Annotated in this window: 17 protein-coding genes, 1 tRNA gene and 1 pseudogene; 12 read left to right on the top strand and 7 right to left on the bottom strand. The window is 36.7% G+C overall.

Features of this window, described 5'->3' with window-relative positions:
* The first annotated feature begins 141 nt into the window (after positions 1-141).
* Positions 142-546, top strand: coding sequence for a hypothetical protein (locus tag AC6F8J_RS06655; protein ID WP_500721949.1), 405 nt, complete (start codon positions 142-144; stop codon positions 544-546).
* Positions 547-870: 324 nt separating this feature from the next.
* The gene (locus AC6F8J_RS06650; protein ID WP_500721948.1) at positions 871-1,548 is read left to right on the top strand and encodes a hypothetical protein; all 678 of its coding nucleotides are present in this window, start codon (positions 871-873) and stop codon (positions 1,546-1,548) included.
* 1,211 nt (positions 1,549-2,759) lie between these two features.
* Here the strand turns inward: AC6F8J_RS06650 and AC6F8J_RS06645 are convergent.
* Positions 2,760-2,927 carry a helix-turn-helix domain-containing protein gene (locus AC6F8J_RS06645; RefSeq protein WP_500721947.1) on the bottom strand — a complete coding sequence of 56 codons (168 nt, stop codon included), beginning with the start codon at positions 2,925-2,927 and terminating at the stop codon, positions 2,760-2,762.
* A gap of 239 nt (positions 2,928-3,166) precedes the next feature.
* Here AC6F8J_RS06645 and AC6F8J_RS06640 point away from each other — a divergent pair, with 239 nt between their 5' ends.
* From AC6F8J_RS06640 to AC6F8J_RS06615, 6 genes are all read left to right on the top strand, one after another.
* Positions 3,167-3,673: a hypothetical protein gene (locus tag AC6F8J_RS06640; RefSeq protein WP_500721946.1), complete on the top strand. Its 507-nt coding sequence runs from the start codon at positions 3,167-3,169 to the stop codon at positions 3,671-3,673.
* A gap of 491 nt (positions 3,674-4,164) precedes the next feature.
* Entirely contained in the window at positions 4,165-4,635 is a 471-nt protein-coding gene (locus AC6F8J_RS06635) for a hypothetical protein (RefSeq protein ID WP_500721945.1), read from the top strand.
* Between the two features lie 123 nt (positions 4,636-4,758).
* Positions 4,759-5,598, top strand: coding sequence for a PhzF family phenazine biosynthesis isomerase (locus tag AC6F8J_RS06630; RefSeq protein ID WP_500721944.1), 840 nt, complete (start codon positions 4,759-4,761; stop codon positions 5,596-5,598).
* 143 nt (positions 5,599-5,741) lie between these two features.
* Positions 5,742-6,665 (top strand): helix-turn-helix domain-containing protein, encoded by a 924-nt coding sequence (locus AC6F8J_RS06625; protein WP_500721943.1) that lies wholly within the window; start codon positions 5,742-5,744, stop codon positions 6,663-6,665.
* 181 nt (positions 6,666-6,846) lie between these two features.
* Positions 6,847-9,180 (top strand): RNA polymerase recycling motor HelD, encoded by a 2,334-nt coding sequence (gene helD / locus AC6F8J_RS06620; protein WP_500721942.1) that lies wholly within the window; start codon positions 6,847-6,849, stop codon positions 9,178-9,180.
* On the top strand, positions 9,173-9,820 hold the full coding sequence (locus tag AC6F8J_RS06615; RefSeq protein WP_500721941.1) for a methyltransferase domain-containing protein: 648 nt from the start codon (positions 9,173-9,175) through the stop codon (positions 9,818-9,820). The genes helD and AC6F8J_RS06615 overlap by 8 nt, the downstream gene beginning before the upstream one ends.
* Before the next feature lie 3 nt (positions 9,821-9,823).
* Here AC6F8J_RS06615 and AC6F8J_RS06610 read toward each other — a convergent pair whose 3' ends face one another.
* The gene (locus tag AC6F8J_RS06610) at positions 9,824-11,179 is read right to left on the bottom strand and encodes an MATE family efflux transporter (protein WP_500721940.1); all 1,356 of its coding nucleotides are present in this window, start codon (positions 11,177-11,179) and stop codon (positions 9,824-9,826) included.
* 238 nt (positions 11,180-11,417) lie between these two features.
* Here AC6F8J_RS06610 and AC6F8J_RS06605 point away from each other — a divergent pair, with 238 nt between their 5' ends.
* Together AC6F8J_RS06605 and AC6F8J_RS06600 are read left to right on the top strand one after the other, a co-directional pair.
* Positions 11,418-12,215, top strand: a complete 798-nt coding sequence (locus AC6F8J_RS06605; RefSeq protein ID WP_500721939.1) for a hypothetical protein — start codon at positions 11,418-11,420, stop codon at positions 12,213-12,215.
* Entirely contained in the window at positions 12,166-13,035 is an 870-nt protein-coding gene (locus tag AC6F8J_RS06600) for a helix-turn-helix domain-containing protein (RefSeq protein ID WP_500721938.1), read from the top strand. Before AC6F8J_RS06605 ends, AC6F8J_RS06600 begins: the two co-directional genes overlap by 50 nt.
* 20 nt (positions 13,036-13,055) lie before the next feature.
* On the opposite strand, the gene AC6F8J_RS06595 is transcribed toward AC6F8J_RS06600, so the two are convergent.
* Complete coding sequence (locus AC6F8J_RS06595) at positions 13,056-14,954, bottom strand: ATP-binding cassette domain-containing protein (protein ID WP_500721937.1); 1,899 nt, start codon at positions 14,952-14,954, stop codon at positions 13,056-13,058.
* Positions 14,955-15,252: 298 nt separating this feature from the next.
* Here AC6F8J_RS06595 and AC6F8J_RS06590 point away from each other — a divergent pair, with 298 nt between their 5' ends.
* Positions 15,253-16,140 carry a radical SAM protein gene (locus tag AC6F8J_RS06590; protein ID WP_500721936.1) on the top strand — a complete coding sequence of 296 codons (888 nt, stop codon included), beginning with the start codon at positions 15,253-15,255 and terminating at the stop codon, positions 16,138-16,140.
* 95 nt (positions 16,141-16,235) lie between these two features.
* On the opposite strand, the gene AC6F8J_RS06585 is transcribed toward AC6F8J_RS06590, so the two are convergent.
* Positions 16,236-17,117, bottom strand: a complete 882-nt coding sequence (locus AC6F8J_RS06585) for a hypothetical protein (protein WP_500721935.1) — start codon at positions 17,115-17,117, stop codon at positions 16,236-16,238.
* Positions 17,118-17,121: 4 nt separating this feature from the next.
* Complete coding sequence (locus AC6F8J_RS06580) at positions 17,122-17,484, bottom strand: response regulator (RefSeq protein ID WP_500721934.1); 363 nt, start codon at positions 17,482-17,484, stop codon at positions 17,122-17,124.
* A gap of 250 nt (positions 17,485-17,734) precedes the next feature.
* Between AC6F8J_RS06580 and AC6F8J_RS06575 the strand changes: the two genes are divergently transcribed.
* A tRNA-Pro gene (locus AC6F8J_RS06575) sits at positions 17,735-17,808 on the top strand.
* Between the two features lie 432 nt (positions 17,809-18,240).
* Here the strand turns inward: AC6F8J_RS06575 and AC6F8J_RS06570 are convergent.
* Positions 18,241-18,558, bottom strand: a complete 318-nt coding sequence (locus AC6F8J_RS06570) for a transposase domain-containing protein (protein ID WP_500721933.1) — start codon at positions 18,556-18,558, stop codon at positions 18,241-18,243.
* Between the two features lie 25 nt (positions 18,559-18,583).
* A pseudogene (tnpC, locus tag AC6F8J_RS06565) lies at positions 18,584-19,411 on the bottom strand (IS66 family transposase).
* Between the last annotated feature and the right edge of the window lie 674 nt (positions 19,412-20,085).

Genomic DNA, 20,085 nt, shown 5'->3' with positions numbered 1-20,085 from the left:
AATGATAAAGTGTTTTTTTCAATGACTTCTGACATAAAAGAAAATGAAATGATAGAAATATCAAAAAAAATAAAAAAAATCTCATAAAAACGTCACGTTTTTGATCACTTTCTTGTATATATAGTAAAGGAGGTGATTTTTATGTTCAGCAAAGTATCAAAGCCATTAGTTCTATTACTGATTATTAGTTTTGTGGTTGGCACAACTGCCAATGCAGTAGAAATTCAACCAAGGTGGGCAACCATAGCAGAGATTGCGCCATCTCTAACAATCAATAGTTCGGGAAGAGCCGAAGCGGCTGGGAATGTCATTGCTCCAGGAGTTGATAGAATAACCATTACTGTTGCTCTTGAGCAAAATCGTAATGGTAAATGGTATACGGTAAAGTCATGGAATAAAACAATCTATAATGACTATGGCTACTGTATCGGTTACTGGAATGTGAGTAGTGGTTATCAGTACAGAACAAAGATTTATGCATCCACGTATGTCAACAATTTTTTAATGGAGAGTACAAGTGTAGTTTCAAGAACTAGGTATTACTAAGCTATATTAAGTGTGCATTGGTAATATGGAAATCTCATTGTTGAGGATTTCTTTATGAGGATTGTGAAGAACTAAAAATGTGATAGTTGAAAACTAAAAATACTAAAGTAGAGAATAAACCACGTGTATATTTCTGAAACCATAAACCACGTAACTATATTTTTAGAAGAAAGCTAAGAGGTAAGCTATGAAAAGAATTTCAATAATTATGCTAGTAATTACAATGCTAACGGTATCTTTTACTGTGAGTGCAAAAGATTCAGATAAAAAAATGTTTCATTCATTACAAAAGAAATTATAAATGAAGACGAATTAGTTACAAGAATGAATAGCAAAATAAATGAGGATAAGAATTTTAACCATCAATATAAAGATACTTGGGAAACACTAACTGATGAGAAAGGGAACAAGTACGGATCAAAAATTGAAGATGTCAAATATTCCATTCAGAAAATAAAAAAAGAAATAAAGAATAATGGTGATGTTGACACAACTTTTGTGGCAAATATTCTAGCTGATACTCAAATAAGTACTACACCAAATAGTGTAAAGTCTTTTGGTGGTGGAGGAACGCCTGAAACCTGGAAGTGGGATAATTCTGGTTACAATGCTAAGATATGGCTGCGTGTCGAGTATGTTAGTACCTATTCAGAGAGAAATAATATATATTATAACTTGCACAAGATTAAAAAAATTTCCGGAAAATTTAGTAACGTTGCAATAGGTATTGTTCCCCGAGAAATTAAGTTGACTGAATATACTAATGGAGACAAGTATAGCGATGCTTATGGCTATAATTGGGTTTCTAGAGGGAAATATACATATTCATCAACTGTTTACAATAATCTATATACTTATCAAAACATTGCTAAAATAGAAGGCTTATATACTAATGTTACAGATTTGACTACTTCAACAAGAATTCAGGCTAATGCACGGGGCAGAATTAGTCATGGAGGATCGTCTTGGTATACACCAACACTTGAATGGTTAATAGATTAATTAATAATTTTTAGTTTGCTATTGAATATACACGTGTTTATTAAAATTAAAATTAGAATTAGAAATAACGTAAGTTAATCATTTATTAGGAAAAGATAGTATAGTCTCAAATTATTTTAGTTGACTTTATCTAAAAGAAAGTAATTGTTATATTGGACTAATCTCACTAGGAGTGTGTACTAGTTATACACTGAATAAAGTGATACAATGTGAATGGAATAATATATAAAGATGATTTTATGCTCATCTTTGTATAACTCATTTACTGAGGTATAAGCTATAGTTTGTTTTGAGAAACAGTAAAAATATGGAAAGGAAGATGCTATATTAGCTTCAATATATAGCGTGTGAGAAGATGATGAGTAAGAAATTAAGAGTGGAGATCATTATTATTTTTATAGTGATAATGAGCTTTATCAAAATTAAAACATATGTAATACGTGAGTATGCAGGTCTCGTCGAGGTAATGCTAATTTTTCTATTTGGTGTGATATTTTTTATTGTTATCACAAACGATTTTAAGAAAAAAACCTTCAAAATATCGGTGCTCAATTTACTATTTTTTCTGGCATTTTTTTGTTTTACACTACTAATTTGGTTGCCAGACATGCTAAGCATAGCAATAGGTACAAATAGTTTTAGACACGTTTCAGTAATTTATATATTTCAGGATTCTTCAGCTTTTAAGGGAGTATCATTTTTTCTATCAGGATATTTTTTAATACCATCTTTTATGTTAAATAAGAAAACCAGCCATGAAAAGTCAAGCATTAAAACGATATAATACAACCACTAAGCGAATCATATTTAAGAGTCTCAGGTATGCTAAATAGAAAATGAAAGAGTATACTTGAGATGTATTTGATTTTGAGAAAAAGAGAAGAAAAAAATAATTAAAATAGTGACAGCTAAGTAACTCTTAAAGTCTTTAAATTACTAAATTTCAGGTATGTTTTTAGTATAATAAAAGCAAGGGTATCGCGTATTCATAAATAAAAGAAGACTGAATGTAAGATTGAAGATTTTAGCAAGATTTTATGGATATGTAAATATAAATGGGCAAACCGTTTCGATTCTGAATATTACACTCTGAGAGAGCATAGCGTACGAGTGGCTCAAGTTCAGATTATTATTCAGATTCTTGTAGAACGCAGTTTGCAATTGGTTCCTTAAAATTAAAAAAGGGGATGAAATATCTATCCCCTTTTTAATTAATTTTTATTATCTGTATATTCAAGAATGTCACCAGGCTGACAGTTTAATGCTTTACAAATAGAATCTAGAGTAGAAAAACGAATTGCTTTAATTTCCCCCATTTTTATATTTGAAAAATTGATATAGGAAATTCCCATTTCTTCAGCTAGATTCTTTAGTTTCATTTTTTTTAACCAACAGAATATCAAGATTTATTATTATCGCCATAAATCACCTATAGTACAGAGTCATATTCGTCTTGTAAATAGTTGCCATAGTGAAAGATATCAATTAGTACAAACATTAGCGCCGTTATTAATAGTATTTCAAGGTTTAGATTGGTAAAGATAAAGAATAATAAGGAAGGTGATGTTACTATGAGAAAAATACTTCTTATACCTATTTTCAAATAGGGGCTTGTAAAGTGAAGTTTCCAAACGATGCTTTAAATCAGGAACAAATAACGAATACTCAAGATGAAGAAAACATTAATAATAAAAAGGGTAACATTGAGCAGAGTGATTTAAACCTAGAACAAGAAATTAGAACCCCGTATTATTCAATCTCTATACCAGAGGATTGGTCTTATAAAGAGCTTGAGACTGGAACACTATATTTTATGATAGAGAATGAAGAAGTTGGAGGGTTATACATCCAATCATATTATTCAGATAATAGCGATCCGTTAAAAAGACTGCTACCAAATCACTCTGAAATAATTGAATCTAAAAAGTTGGATGGCTTTTTTACCGAAGCACACAAAATAAAGATTATTATTTCACCACCAGCTGCATCTAAAGATATAAGGACTGAAAATTGGACATATATTTTTCTTATAAAAGACAAGACAACGATACATGAAGTGTTTTTTAATACCGATTTAATCGACGAAAATGATATTCTGACTATTGCCAAGAGCTTTAAACTATGACGAATGTCAGTTACATGGTTACATTATTTTTAGCACGAAACGATATCAAATTTTAATATTACAATGAAATGGCTGACTATTATGTTATATGAAGAATAATAGCTATTTAAAAGCCGCTGATTACTACAATAAAATAATTGAAATAGATGACTCTGTTTATTAAGTATATTTAAACAAGGGTGCTGCGTTGATTGAATCTAACAATTATAAGGAGTAAGGTGTCAATGGCCCTGAAATCTAACAAACCATATATTAAGACTGAAGACTATTGCAAAGGAGGAATTACTTTGGATAACTTACCTTATCTAATTACAGTGACAATTGCATGGATAATTGTGATTGTAATTGGAGTAATTGTTTATAAATTTTTTCGCAAGCATGGAAAGTGAGCAACCAGTGGTCTCGGATAGTTACTCTGGTTCGATAGCGTAAAAAGTTAACTTAAGTAAAATGTAAATGAGCCATAATAAGAATTAGGAGAGGTATTTAGGATGAAGGAAAATAGAAAGATTATCATTACGAGTCTCATATTCATAAGTTATTTGGTGATTGGAACCTATATTCATACTTTTATAATGAACATAGATTTTTTTGATGAAAAGTATAGTGATACGATTCTCGCAAATATGTATTTTAGACTTATAGTATATTATTTGTATTTCATTTTATTTGGTGCAATAATAGGCGTTGCAGACCTTATTGAAGAGATAAAAAAGAGTGGTAAATGGACCATAAAATGGTGGAAAATAATTATTCAAGGTCTACCAATGGTATACATAGCATTTCAATACTTTTTATATTTTAATCCTATAAAAATCATACGTGTTATTTCAATTCCTTTCTTTATACAGAACGAATACGTTTCACTGCTTGCTATGATAGCAGTTGGTTATATATTCATAACAAGTATAAAAAGAAATCCAAGTATAGAAACACAATCTGAGGGTGAGGATACAATATGACACAAGAAGCTCAGATTTAAACTTTTTATACTCATAAAAAAGCAAAGTTCCAAAAGTATTAGAAAAAATAACAAAAATGAAAATCCTATGGCAAAGCTAAATTATTAACGGAGGAGGCGGATTATGAAAAACCATATATATAGAGTGACTGCGTTTTCAGACAGTGTAGATGGTGGCAATTTAGCCGGTGTTGTTTTAGATGCGGATTCATTATCAGAAGAACAAATGCTGGGAATTGCAAAAGATGTAGGCTATTCTGAGACGGCTTTTGTTATGAAATCAACGAAAGCTGATTTTAAAGTTAGATTTTTTACCCCAACGGATGAAGTTGATCTATGTGGACATGCCACCATTGCTACCTTTAACTTATTAAGAGACCTAGGCATCATTAGGGTTGGAGATTATATTCAAGAAACAAAGGCAGGCATTCTAGAATTTCAGATACTTGATCACTATGTTTATATGGAGCAGAATGCACCCAAGTTTTATGAGATCATGGATAAAAATGAGATTGCAGGATGTTTTGACAGTCATCTGAGAGACTATATCGGCGACATGCCAATACAGATTGTATCAACAGGTCTTAAAGACATCATCTTACAAGTTAAAGACTTAGAGACCTTATTAGGGCTTAGGCCTAATCTTGAAAAGATTAACGCTATAAGCAGAAAGCATGATGTCGTCGGTATTCATGCTTTTTGTTTAGAAACCCTATCTAATGGCGAGGCACATGTAAGGAATTTTGCTCCAAGATATGGTATCAATGAAGAATCTGCAACAGGAACAGCCAATGCAGCTTTAGCCTCTTACTTGATGAAATATCAAAAGCATGAATTCCATGGAGATTTTGTCATAGAGCAAGGCTATAGTATGAAGAGACCATCAAAAATAATGGTAAAAGTAAGGGTTGAAGGTGATGATACAATGCAGGTCTATGTTGGTGGAAGTGCAGTTTTAATCTAGCAAATAATTAAAGAGCTAAAAAATCTTCTATAAAATTAGACGATTTCTCTAATAGACTCAATAAAACTTTATTTATATAAAGATATATATGATAAAGTTTATATATATGAAGAAATATGATATACTGTTATTGAGGTGATATTATGTCGATTCAATATAAAAAATTATTTGAGATGCTTTCTGAAAGAAAAATTACAAAGATGGATTTAAAAAATAAACTTGGAATATCTTCTGCAACTATTGCAAAGCTATCAAAAAATGAGGCGATTTCCATGAAAGTCATTGAGGACATATGTAAAGTATTAAATTGTCAACCAGGGGATATTATGCACATGGAATATGACTTAGAAAAGCCACTATTAAATCTTTTTAGAGAAGAAAAAAAAATGAAGCTAAAAGGTGGGCTCTATCATCAGACACAAATCAAATTGGCTTATAATTCTAATAGAATTGAAGGAAGTGTACTTTCAGAAGATCAAACACGATATATTTATGAAACAAATACGATTGCAATGCCTAAGGATGAGGCGACTCCGGTTGATGATATCATCGAAACGATTAACCATTTCCAATGTTTTGATTATATGATTGACGTTGCGGATCAAGAATTAACAGAATCTATAATAAAAGAATTCCATAAGCTCATTAAATCTAATACATCAGACAGTAGAAAAGACTGGTTTAGTGTAGGTGACTATAAGCAAAAACCTAATATGGTCGGGGATAATAAGACTGTTTTACCATCAAAAGTAAAAGGTGAGATGGCGAAGTTAGTTATAGATTATAACGCATTGGATGAAGTCAAGTTTGAAGATATTTTAGAATTTCATCATAAGTTTGAATGTATACACCCATTTCAAGACGGAAATGGAAGAGTAGGAAGAATTATTATGTTTAAAGAATGTTTGAAGTTTGGAATTATGCCATTCATTATTAACGAGCGCCATAAGCAGTTTTATTATAGAGGCTTAAAAACATTTGAGTTAGAAAAGGGATACCTTACGGATACGTGTTATTTGGTACAAGATGAATATGATAAACTAGTTCAATACTTTTTAGAAGAATAGAATAGTCTCACTAGAATGGCTCACGATTTCAGATGAATCAGTGAGTCATTTTGATTATAGATAGAAATATGTTATAATCTATAGTCGATATAAAAGAGGCTTAACTTAACTTAATTGAAGTGTCAATTAAGTAGGATATAGATGAGAAAGTTAACTGATTTGGAAAGAAGGATATATAAGTATGGCAAAGTTCAAAGACAAAGAATTTGAGGCAGAAAAAACAAGGCTAAAAGAAACCCAAGCCTATCTAGAAAGAACCATAGCAACGGTGGTGGATAACCGAAAACAATTCAAAGAGGATATCAAAGACGCTTATGTCAATTTAGACTATCTAGATAGCAGTTTGAGTTACTCAAGTATTATGCTCAACTCAAAGCTCCTAGATGAATTGGAAAAAAACTTTGAATTATTGCTAAACGCTAGGAAAAAGACTTATTTTGCTCGTATGGATATTCAGCAAGAAGGCAAAGACCATATAGAAAAATTATATATAGGTAAAGTCTCACTAAGAGACGAAACCATGGAAACACCAATGGTGGTTGACTGGCGTGCGCCTATAGCCAGTGTGTACTATGATGGACGCCTTGGAAAAGTCGCCTATCAAGTCAACGACAAAGAATTCAAGATAGATTTGTCCAAAAAACGTCAGTACACCATAGAAGAAGGGGCGCTTATTGACTTTATGGATGTGGACATCTCCACAACAGATGCATTTCTACAAGCTTCATTAGAAAACCATGCAGGAGAAAAACTAAAAGACATTGTCTCAACCATACAAGGGGAGCAAAATGATATCATTCGTGCAGACATAGACCGACCCTTAATCGTTCAGGGGGTTGCAGGTAGTGGTAAGACCACCATCGCCCTACATAGAATTGCCTACTTGATCTATACATATTCAGAGACGTTCAAGCCTTATGATTTTATGATTATTGCGCCAAATAATCTGTTTTTAGATTATATATCCGGTGTATTACCGGAACTGGGTGCAGATAAAGTCAAGCAAACCACATACATTGACCTGATGTTTGAGTGGATTGGTAAGAAATTCAAATTAACCGATTCGAATAAAAAACTCAATACCCTTATCAGAAACGATGCATTGGCTTTATCCGATGAAGAAAAAGCACGGATTGAGCAAGCATCAGCGTTCAAAAACAGCATGTATATGAAAAAAATACTAGATGCTTATTTAAGAGCACTAGAAATAGCCATCCTACCGGAAGAAGATTATTATATCGGTGAGCACATGGTCCTAGGCAACGAAGAAATCCGGAGAATGTACTATGAAAGCTATAACCATCAACCTTTTTACAGAAGAATGGATACCATAAAAAAATATCTGGCGAACTTTACAAGGAACACAACCAAAAAATTAGTCGAGAATCTATCCTTGGATTATGAAAAAAGAATTGAACGGATCATGGATACCAAAGAGCCTTCTGATGAGAGACGCCATGAAGTGATGGGGCTTATTGAAGAGAGAGATCATAAGTTAGAGGTTCTAAAGAAGAACGGAAGAAACGCCACCAACAGCTACATGAAAAAAGTTATAAAAAATGATTTGCTCGGCTTTTATAAACAATTCATAGAAGAGATGGACCAGCTGAACCAGCTGAACTTGGAGAATGAAGTTGTCGACCCCAATCTCTGTACCTACATAATGGATGAAACCAATCGACTTTTTGCAGAAAAAAGGATTGAAGTGGAAGACCTTGCAGCCATGGTGTATCTTAAGGAACAGATATTTGGCTTGGACGATGTCTATGAGATCAAATACGCTGTTATAGATGAAGCTCAGGATTTTAGTGATTTTCAATTCCATGTCCTAAGAAAAGTTCTAAAAACTGATCGATTCACCATACTAGGTGACTTGTCTCAGAGTATCCATATGTACCGGGCTATTAAAGATTGGGATTATGTAAAAACCGGTATTTTTAATAAAGAAGTTAACTATCTCTCCCTAGAACAAAGTTATAGAACCACCATAGAGATTATGAACTTAGCGAATGATGTCTTAAAGCAATTATCCTCCGAGAAGCTGATTATGGCAAAACCGGTTGTAAGACATGGTCAACTACCCACCATCAAATCATATGAATCAAAGAGAAATCTGGTTCAAGGCATTGTGGATGAAATCAATATTCTAACAAAAGATGGGTTTACCACCATAGCCATTGTAACCAAATCATCAGAAGAAGCAAGGCTCATCCATATGAAGCTGATCAAAGCATGTGATATGGACATCGTCCTCATTGATGAAAAGGTGCTTCATTTTGACCATCGGATTGTGGTATTGCCGGCCCATCTGGCAAAAGGCCTTGAATTTGATTGTGTTATTGTGGGAACTCTAAAAGACAAGTTTGATAAGAATGAGATAGACGCCAAGTTGCTGTATGTTGCCATGACAAGAGCTTTACATAGACTGTCTATATATTGTAGGAAAGACGCCATACCTTTTGTAGAATCTAGACCGGAAGTAATCTTCTATGAGAGGAGCAGCCATCATGCATAGATGTATCCTGTGTAACCATGAGACCCAGCCCTTTCGACACGAAAAGTTTGATGTGACTTATCACCGTTGCTTTCATTGCGAGTTGATCACAAAAGATACCAATGACTTGGTATCCGAAGATGAAGCATTAAAGATCTATAACAACCACAACAACTCTATAGATGATCCAAGATATGTGGCATTTTTCTATCGTTTTTTGGAAGACGCAGTTTTTGACTATACAAATGAAGGCAAGAAAGCCTTTGACTTTGGGAGTGGCCCCTCACCGGTATTGGCTCAGATTCTTGAACGTCATCATGGTTATGAAGTGGACATCTACGACTTATTTTATGCACCGGACAAAGTCTATGAGAATCAAAAATATGACCTGATCACAACCACAGAAGTCGTAGAACATCTGGAAGATCCATTACCTTATTTTGAACTGTTTGCATCTTTACTTAAACCGGATGGCATATTGGCGGTGATGACACTATTTCATAAGAATGATGATGACTATTTCTTGGGTTGGCATTATATGCGTGACATGAGTCATATCTCATTTTATACCCCAAAAACAATGGCCTACATCGCAAGTAAAGTAGGCCTTAAAGTAATTCATTCAGATGGTAATCGTTATACCACCTTTAAACGAGATTAGTAACTATAATTTAAGTGTCGGCCGTAACCATTTGCCTTGTAGTACGATGAAGATGCCGACGATACAGACAATCACATTACTGACCAACATGGCATACCAGACGCCGTCACTGCCTAAGTTAGTATAATTTTTGGCCCATAAAATCATAGGAATGCGAAGCAGCCATAAACGGCTAAGAGTTAGAAAAAGAACATATAAGCTGTGACCGGATCCGGAAAAAGCACCCAGTAGAGCCTGTATAATGGCCATAAGTGGAAAAACAAAGGCCAAGACCGTCATATACCGATCACTCAGATCAATAACATGAGGATCACTGATAAAGAGACGTATAAGTGGTATTCTAAAGATATAGAGGATGACACTGCCGAAACTGAGTAAGCCAAAGCCTAAGGACATGGCGGTGAAAACTGACTTATTGGCACGTTCGTATTGAGCGGCACCTATATTAATACCGACAAAAGTGGCCAAAGCAGCACCAAGACCAAAAGCCGGCATCATAACCAGTGAGGTAATACGGTTGCCAAGACCAAAAGCGGCTAAAGTGGGATCACCATAAGAAACCACATAACTGTTCATAACCGCAAAGCCAAGGGCAGAAACCGTTTGACCGATACTGGCAGGAATACCAATCTCAAACAGATTCTTCATACTCTTGATGGAAACTTTCAACTGGTCAAGGGCAATATATAGACTATCATTAGGCTTAAACATCTCATAAAGCATAAAGCCCATGACCAAAAGCTTAGATAGAACCGTTGCATAAGCAGCACCTTCTACCCCCATATTGAAAGTGAAGATGAACAAAGGATCGAGGAGCATGTTTAGAACAACAGAAATACCCAGATAAAAAGTGGGTGTTTTGGTATCCCCTATACCTTCACGCATGGCTTTGTAGACATGAAAAAGAAAGAGAATCGGCATTTCGTAGAAAACGATCTTCAGATAAGCCACACTGTAGTCAAAAAGCGCACCTTCAGCCCCCATAAGCCTTATAATAAAAGGTGTCATGGCAGAACCAATAACAGCAAAAATAGTACCGGCAATAAGTGAAATGATAAAAAATTGCGTGGCTAAAGTAACAGCGTTTTTATGTTCATTCTTACCGATGGACTGAGCAATCAAAGAAGTGGCTGCGCTGGTCATACCGATGCTAAAGGCTAAGAAGATAAAAGTAATGGGCCATATATAGGAAATAGCTGAAAACTGAATATAGCCCAGTTTTCCAACAAAATAAGCATCTGTTAGATTATAAAGAGTTTGAATAAGATTACCTACCATAAGAGGTATGGATAATGTAACGAGAGCCTTTAAGGGTGAACCCTGAAGAATCATATCTTTTCTTAGTTGTGTTCTTGACATTGGAACCTCCATAGTACGAAAATAGAATAAGCACTCATAAAACAAGATTTATAAAATAAGCATTTATAAATCAAGGATTATTATAGCACAGGATGATAGTAAGTGGGTCTGAAAAGGCAGTATTTGTCAATTTTATCCACATACCTGCCATATTTGGCATGATTCATCAAGCAAAAAGAGTAAAAACTTGGCATAATAAGAACAACCAACAAAATCTAAAAAGAAAAGAGATGTTCTTATGAAAATCAAAATAGCAGAAAAAGAAGCCATGCATTTATCCGGTGTTGTTCTATACGGAGAACTTAAGCACCAAGCCTATAGCTCGACATTATCAGGCGTTAAAAATCTAGGCTACCAAAAAGATGAGAAACACATGCATAACTTTGAAGGCGCCATTAACAAATTCGGTGACCTAATGGAATCCTTTGGCCGTCACTTGGAACAAAACGCCAAGAAATGGGAAGAAAGTGCCCTAGAGTGGACCAAGAACTTTGAATTCAAAGCCGAAGAATTCGGAGATAAGATGGAAGCTTGGGGCGAACAGTTTGAGAAAAAAATAGAGCTATGGGGCGAGCAGCTGGAAAAAGCATGGGAAGGCAGTTCGGAATGGTCAGAAGCAGCGGTGAAAAAAGAAGAGGGCATCATGGAATACGCCATCTATAGCACCTATGCGCAACTGTATGAAAAACATCTGAAAAATCACCCCAACGTAATGAAAAAGAACCATTTTTATGAGGTCCGCATTATGGATTCTGGCCTGAACGATCACGAGGCCATGGTGCTACTTGGCAACCGTTTTCAAGATGGGGCGAACGTCACCTACCCGTCAGCATCCATGACTTTTGACCCTGACAAATGGTTGGTCGTCAAATTAACAGAAGATGAGTTTGCTAAGGATTGGCTAAAGCACCTTGAAGATGTAGAATTAATAAAAGACTACATCATTGAACCTTACTTTATCATTGTCCATCCGAGAGAAAAAGAAGATGCGTGGATCAGAATACGATGTCCTTTGGGGGTCAGAGCCGATGCATGATATGGAAATGGTACTGCATACGATTAATTATATAGAAGATCACCTTAAAGAGAAATTAAGCGTGGATCAGATTTCGGATGTGGCCGGTTTTTCCAAATACCATTTTACCAGGCTTTTTTCAAAGATGACCGGTTTGTCCCCTTATGACTATTACCGCGGACGCAAAGTTACAGAAGCCATTCATTATATGGAAGAAAAATCCTGTAAGATTATTGAAGCGGCCTATGAATTCGGATTTGGTAGTCCTGAAGTTTTTGGAAGGGCCTGTAGCGCTGTATTTGGAAAAGTACCTTCCGCTATTCGAAAAGAAGTGGAGGCAGGCGTCTTTACAGGCGTTAAAAGAATGGATGAAGCCTATCTATGGTTTGTTAGTTCTTATAACCGTAAGCCGATGTTAAAGTTCATGTCCGACTTAGAGCTCTTAGGCATCGGGTATTTCTCAGAGAACCCCTTTGAGACTTTGCGCCATATGACCAGAGAACAACTGGCGGGTTTAGACACAGACAATACCAAAGAAATATACAAAGTCAGTTGGCTAAGCAAAGGCCCAAAAGGCTATATGAATTTTATCGGTAAACAAAGCAGGGGCGAAGCCCAAAGTGAAAGCCATCTGATTAAGAAAATTCCCAAGATGGCCTACTTGCTCTTTGATATGATTGAAGACACTGGTCAAATCGACTATTTTATGTCCTATATCTATAACCATTACTTGCCAGCAAGTCCTTACAAAGAAGCTTTGCCTTATCACCTAGAGGTCATGTCGATAGAAGGACAAGCAAGAAACAGCCGCCTATTTATTCCGGTTGTACCAAGGTCTTAGTAATAAACACCTTAACCATATTACTGACTCTGAATCTGAGCATCTAAGTCGCTTAGATATTCATACCGCTCCATCTTATCTAAAAGAAGCGCTTCAAGGGCTTCTTTTTTTGTGCTCAGTTCTTGTAAGAGAACAAAGTCACTATGGCAAGCTGAGAGAGCATTCTCAACTTGACCCAGTTGAGCTTCAAGGTCTTCCATCTCAGCTTCTATGGTTTCATACTCTTTCTTTTCCTGATAAGTCATTTTTAGACGATCGGTTTTGACTTTACCTGTTTTACTCTGAGACGAAACAGTATTTTTTTCTATATTATCGTCTAAGTGTACCTCTTTATATGCCATATACTCCGTATAGTTGCCGGTAAAAACAACCACTTGACCATTGGCTTCGAAGGAGAAAATCTTGTTACAGACCCGGTCAAGGAAGTACCGGTCATGAGAGACGACGATGACTATACCCTTAAAATCATCTAAGTAAGCTTCAAGAACCTTCAGGGTGTCAATGTCCAAATCATTGGTAGGCTCATCAAGAACCAGCACATTGGGTGCCATCATAAGGTTCTTAAGGAGATAGAGCCTTCTTTTCTCGCCACCGGACATAGAGTTAATGGGAGCATATTGAAGCTCGCTGTCAAAAAGAAACCGCTCCATCATAGCAGAAGCAGATAACTTGTACCCATCTTCAGTGGAGATGTATTCCGCAGTCTCTTTAATATAGTCAATAGCTCTAAGTGTTTCATTCATGTCTTGAGCTTCTTGGGAGAAGTAGCTGATGTTTAGGGTAGGCCCATGCTCAATACTACCGTCGCTTAAAGGTACATTACCTAGAATGCCGTTTAGTAAAGTAGTTTTGCCGGCACCATTTGGACCGATGATACCCACACGGTCATCGGGTAGGAAAGTATAACTGAGGCCTTCAAAAAGCAACAAGTCATCGTAGGCTTTTTTGACCGACGTCAGTTCAATGGTCTTTTTACCTAGCCTTGTATAGCCGATAGAGATCTCAACTTGTGAATCGTCTCTGAGATGGGAAGTATCTTCCAAAGTCTCAAAGCGGTCAATTCTGGCTTTTTGCTTAGTGGTTCGAGCCTTTGCACCTCTTCGAATCCAAGCCAGTTCTCTGCGGTAGAGGTTTTCACGCTTACGTTCTAAGGATTCAGACATGGCCATACGTTCCATTTTTTTCTGAAGAAAAGTGGTGTAATTGCCATCATAGGTATAGATAGCAGCATGATCAATCTCGACAATGCGGGTGGTGACTCTATCAAGGAAATACCGGTCATGGGTAATCATAAGTAGAGCACCGGAGCGACGTTCCAGATAGGACTCCAGCCAGTCAATGGTGGCATTGTCCATATGGTTCGTAGGCTCATCAAGAATCAAGAGATCACAAGGTACAATGAGTGCCGATGCTAAGGCAAGACGCTTTTTTTGTCCTCCTGATAGCTGCTTGACCGGTTGTTCAAAGTCCGTTATAGATAACTTAGTAAGGATGGTTTTAACTTGACTCTCCAGATCCCATAGGTCCAGATGGGTCATCTCTTCCGAGCATTTCATCAGGGCTTCCTGAACCTTTGTGTCAGAAGGCGCCTTAGCAGATTTTAACAGGGCAGCTTCATAGTTACGTAAGACCTGAAGTGTCTGAGAATCGCCTTTTAAGACTTGTTCAAGGACGGTTAAATCGTCGTAGAACTGAGGGGATTGAGGGAGATATTCGATGGTTGTATTTTTAGGCATGGTTTTTTGTCCGGTATCCATGGACTCCAGTCCGGCGATGATCTTCAGTAAGGTGGACTTACCGGTGCCGTTGATACCGATGATGCCGATCTTGTCTTCTTTGCCAATAACAAAGCTTATATCTTTAAACAGTGTTTTCATACCGTAGCTTTTACTTAAGTTTTCTAGTGTAATGAATGCCATAGTTGTACCTTCCTTGTGTCATAAGTGTATAACTGAGAAATTATTGCATAGATGAGTTCATTATATAGCAGTTTCAGATGCCATGCAATACGATACATGATTCATTCTGCTATATCTGTTTACATCTGGCCATATAAAGTGATATCAGAGTATATAAAAAGAAGACTTGATTTTAGAACATAATAGCTATAGTATGGTGAGAGGGTTAAAACTAAGTCTTCTAAGTTCAACTTATATTGTATGACGCATAAGGCATAATAAAAGAATAGATTAAGATTAAAATAGAATGGATAGACATATGAAAACCTTTAAAAGAATCTATATTGAGATCACCAATACATGTAATCTGTCATGCACCTTTTGTCCACCGTCAGAGAGAGTACCAAGGACTATGACACCTTCAGAGTTTGAAGCTACCTTAAATAAGCTCAAAGGTCATGGTAAGTATATCTACTTGCATATTAAAGGTGAGCCTTTGCTTCATGAGCAGTTAAACTTATTACTTGAGATGTCCCATAACCATGGATTCCAAGTGAATCTAACCACCAACGGCACCTTATTACAGCTTCAGAAAGAGATCCTTCTTCGTGCCAAAGCCCTAAGACAGATTAGCATCTCCCTTCAAAGCTTTGAAGTAATTGACAATGGCCATGATGATAATCAGCAGGCACATCAAGCCTATTTAGAATCGGTGACGGATTTTATAGAAGAAGGACTAAGAACCAGCCCCATGATTTTTGAGCTTAGATTGTGGAATCTGGACCAAAGCCAATTAGGAAGTCCTATGTATGAAAAGAATCAGAAGGTCTTATGTCATATTAAGACGGCCTTTGATCTTCAAGAAAATCTTGTAGAAACCTTACCCGAAGGAAAAGGCTTGAAGTTAAAAGAACGACTCTATCTTAGTCAAAGTTATATTTTCAAATGGCCTGGTCTGGAAGGGAAGATTCTTCATGAGTCAGGTACCTGCTATGGTCTAAGACAACAGATTGGTATATTGGCCAATGGTGAAGTGGTACCTTGTTGCCTAGATGCGGAAGGGGCTGTGGTGCTAGGTAATATTTTTGGTGAGACCATGGAAGAGATTCTGGAGAAAAAGAGGACAAAGACCATGATACAAGGCTTTGAGACCGGCCTATTAACAGAAGCCCTATGTCAGCGCTGTGGCTATAGAGAGCGATTTTGAAAAAGTTCACCTGTATGGGTAGAGGTCAAACAATTGACTTTTTCCATATAGGTGAACTTTTATTATACCTTGGTTAAAATATCATATCTAAACGTCTATAATTGTCCGATAATGAGATCAATAACACCAAAACTTGTATAGATAGGGATGTGATAGAGTTGATTGGATGGCGTTAGAGTGGAGTCTTCCAGATAAGATTGAACATCCAATGTCATCTCAATGCCTTCATCCGATAAGTTAACGGTGAAGAGACCGTTGTGGAAGTTAAGGAACTCACCGGCCGCATCAATCGGGTAATCTTCAATCTTGTCAAAATGTTCATCTGCATATCGACCTGCCAGTTTTATAAAAGGAAGTTCTTCGCCTGATAGTCCTGTGAAGATGCGTGTATCACCGGTTATGGTTTGTCGAACTAAGTGGGGCAGTTGTATGGTGTCTATTTTTTCTACACGGTCAATACGAAGGTCTGCATCGATAAAACGAATCATGTTTTTGAGGAAAAGCGTTACATAATCACTGTAATGCTTGGACAACGTGCTTTCTCCAAAAGCTAGAAAAGCATGGACCACCATTTCTACATTGTTGTCCTTAAGGGCATCCAGTTGTTCATCGGTCAAATCATGTTCTTTTTTATAACTGTTGATTTCTTTTTCGAAACCTTCCATGGTAATGAGACCATCATCGATAAGGGCTTGCGCTAAAAGTAGGTGCTCCGACTTTTGCTGCTTCAATAATGCGTCAAGTTGTACAGATGTGAGGTAACCCTTTTCTATAGCAAGATCGCCAAACCGTTTGTCCTTAAAGGCCTGTAGTTCATGAATCTCGTCCACTTGACGGGCGTTCATATACCCGGCGTTAATCGCCAACATACCCAGCTTAAGGCGTATAATCCTTTGGTTTTCCATTACTTGACTCAGTTGTTCACCGGTCACGATCCCTTTGTTCAATAAGTAATTTCCAAAAAATGCACTAAACATAAGACTAGGCCTCCCCACCATAAGTATCTATTAACTGTTTTAATCGGTTTTCTTCACAAGGCTTCTGGATGAAGTCAATAGCGCCTATCTTAAGCGCGGTCTGCAAGTTACTTTTTGTACCGACAGAAGAAAGCATCACCACTTTGGCGTTGGCATCTTCAAGGATAATCTCAGCAAGGGATTCCAAACCATCTTTGAGGGGCATCATAATATCCATAAAGACAAGATCAGGCTTATGCTCTTTATAGGCCAGAACGGCCACGTCACCGTTATTCGCCTCAATAATCTCACATTCCTTAACGGCTCTTATAGATTGAATCAGTTTTTTTCGGACAGTCATACTGTCATCGCATATTAGTATTTTCATGTTGTTATCAGAGTTTCCTCCGATAGCTCACCCCTTTCGCATCATTGGTATTATCTAAACAAGGTTACCATAAAGCTATTATAACATTAATGTCTAGTATAAAATAGTGGAAAATAATCATAAGTCTCAAAAAATGTTAATAGTAGATTAAGCCATCAGAACCAAGGCAGAAAAAAGTTTCCAAGAAATCCATGTTAAAAATATTGACAAGTATTTTAGTCAATGATACTATAAGACAGCAACAGGATTTACAGGAGTAGCTCAGTTGGCTAGAGTACTAGACTGGGGGTCTAGGGGTCGCGAGTTCGAGTCTCGTCTCTTGTATTAATAGCATAGTTGTAAATTAAAGCAATTAGAAGGGCATATAGCCCTTCTTTTTGTTTTTATAGTCTGGTTTTTTCTATTGTCTAGTTCTTTTATTCCGTTTTGTGTTCATTCTTGGTAGTGGTATCATACTTAACAATATGTTATTTTCCATGAAATCAAAGCCTGTTACTTTTAATTCATTGGAATAATGGAAATAGTTTTCTGTTGTTTCTGACTTTTTATGTCCGGCCTACATCATGACAAGCATTGTACTGTTTCCTTGTAATAACCATTTTGTTAAAGTTGTATGTCTAAATAAGTGAGCGTTGCCCCTGGGAATACCTAAAGATTTAATATGAGTTTTGATATAACTTTTTATAGTATGATAGGTTAGTGCTTCAAAAGAAGGCGTCATATGCAATCTTACCTATTCATGCTATGATAGAGATATCATTTATTGAGGCACTTTTTATATGTTCTTTTTAGTCCGCAACGATCCACTAGCTCATCTGACCAGGGCATATATTTGTCCAAAATCTCTGGATTTTGAAGGTAATCATTGTTTGGCATTTCTTCCAATAAATACTTTAGGTATTCGTACGGATCAAGCTCATTAGCTTTTGCAGATTCTACTATTGTATATAAGACATCATTGGCTGTCGCACCTTTGGGAGAGTCAGCAAACAGCCATGCACGTCTTGCTGTAGCAAAGGGTTTAATATTGGCCTCGCAAAGATTATTGGAAAGTGGGATCCGTCCATCTGTCATAAAGGTTTCCAAATATTGCCTTTGATTAACGGAATACTTCAAAGCTGTTGTAAGCACCAGCTTTGTTATACCCTGCATAGGCATCTGTAATCAGATAACCGGTGTAGTCACCAACCAGTTCTTTGGCAACTTCGGTGGATCTCGACCTTGAATAGCTGAAGTAGGCAGCCTGTATGGCTTCGCTGGCGGCACTTCGCATGACCCACATGAAGGATTCACTGCTGGCTTTCTTACCATCTTCCTTGTTACACTGGATTCTCGTTTCATCCATGTGCAATACTTCGCAGGCCAGAATCTGCTCGTGAATCCTGTCACAAATTGGCGTCAGCCATTCTTCGCTGCATCGTATGGTCTAGTGTGCCATGACCGCCCTTGGAAGAATTAATCCCCTACGATACCAGTCTTTCTCCTGTCGGTTAAAGGGAAGGCCTAATCCGAACTTCTGGTACATAACCTGAGCCACAAGCGACGGCGTTGAAATGGAATGAGGAAGTACTGGAACAGGAACCGGTGCTTTAACGAATACAGGTATTTTGTTCTCGCTGTTCTTCTTGCCACAACTTGTACATTTTTTCACTTGCCTTACAATCTGTATTACCTTCAGCTTCGCAGGAATGAATTCAACTTCGGTCCTTACTATTTCTTTTCCTACGACCTTCAGTTCACTACTGCACTTAGGACAGTCAGTATCCTCAGGAATTAAATATTCATCGACATCTTTAGTCAACCCGGCGAGCATTTCTTCTCTTACCCCAGGTTGTCGAGGCGTTTTTTCATGACTCTTGACCGTAATCTTTTTCTGCTCTTTGAGCAGTTCCTCGGCCAGTGCCTGGACAGACTCGAAAAGGTTCATTTGTCCATCCTTTGGCGTGTGTTCAGTCGATGCTCCAAAAATTTTCTTCCTTGCATGAAGCAGAGCTTGAATCATATGTTCGATCTGGATTTTCTGCTTTTCAATCAGCTTTTCCTGATCGATGATTTTCTGATCCCTTTTTTTAATTATACGTTCTTTTTCAGCTAGTAGAGCAAGTAATTTTTGAAGTTCTTCACGATCAGTCATTGGCATATTTCCTTTGTTTTCATTAAGAAAAGTATACCATATTTTACGCTTTTTCTCTATGATTTCAGGGCATTTAAGTAGTCGAAAAGTGCTGATTTTACAAGGATTTAAAGCATTTTTTTTGTCATTTTTTAGTGGTAAAAACATGAATTTTTTCCACTTATTTTCACCTCATGATGGGCCTTTTTTTGCTCGATAGAAAGACCTTCTAAAAGCCATTCTACCTGCTTGTGAAAATCAGTAGGTCCTATGGCCAGGTAAATATGAGTCGCATCTTCGGTCATACGCTTTAACATGATGATACCAACCGGTTCAAAAGCTCTGCTGCCATAGGAACTGCTCGATGATCTTTAACTGTGATTGAAACTTCATTCCATGAAATAGTAAGCTCAGGTTCTTCTATATTGGTATGGCTAGCATGTTTAGGTACTTCTTTTTTAGTAACTTCGGCAAAGATGGAAACATCC

The sequence above is a fragment of the Petrocella sp. genome (assembly GCF_059865615.1).
The sequence above is the reverse complement of the archived record's forward strand: the minus strand, read 5'-3'. Positions and strand labels throughout refer to the sequence as shown.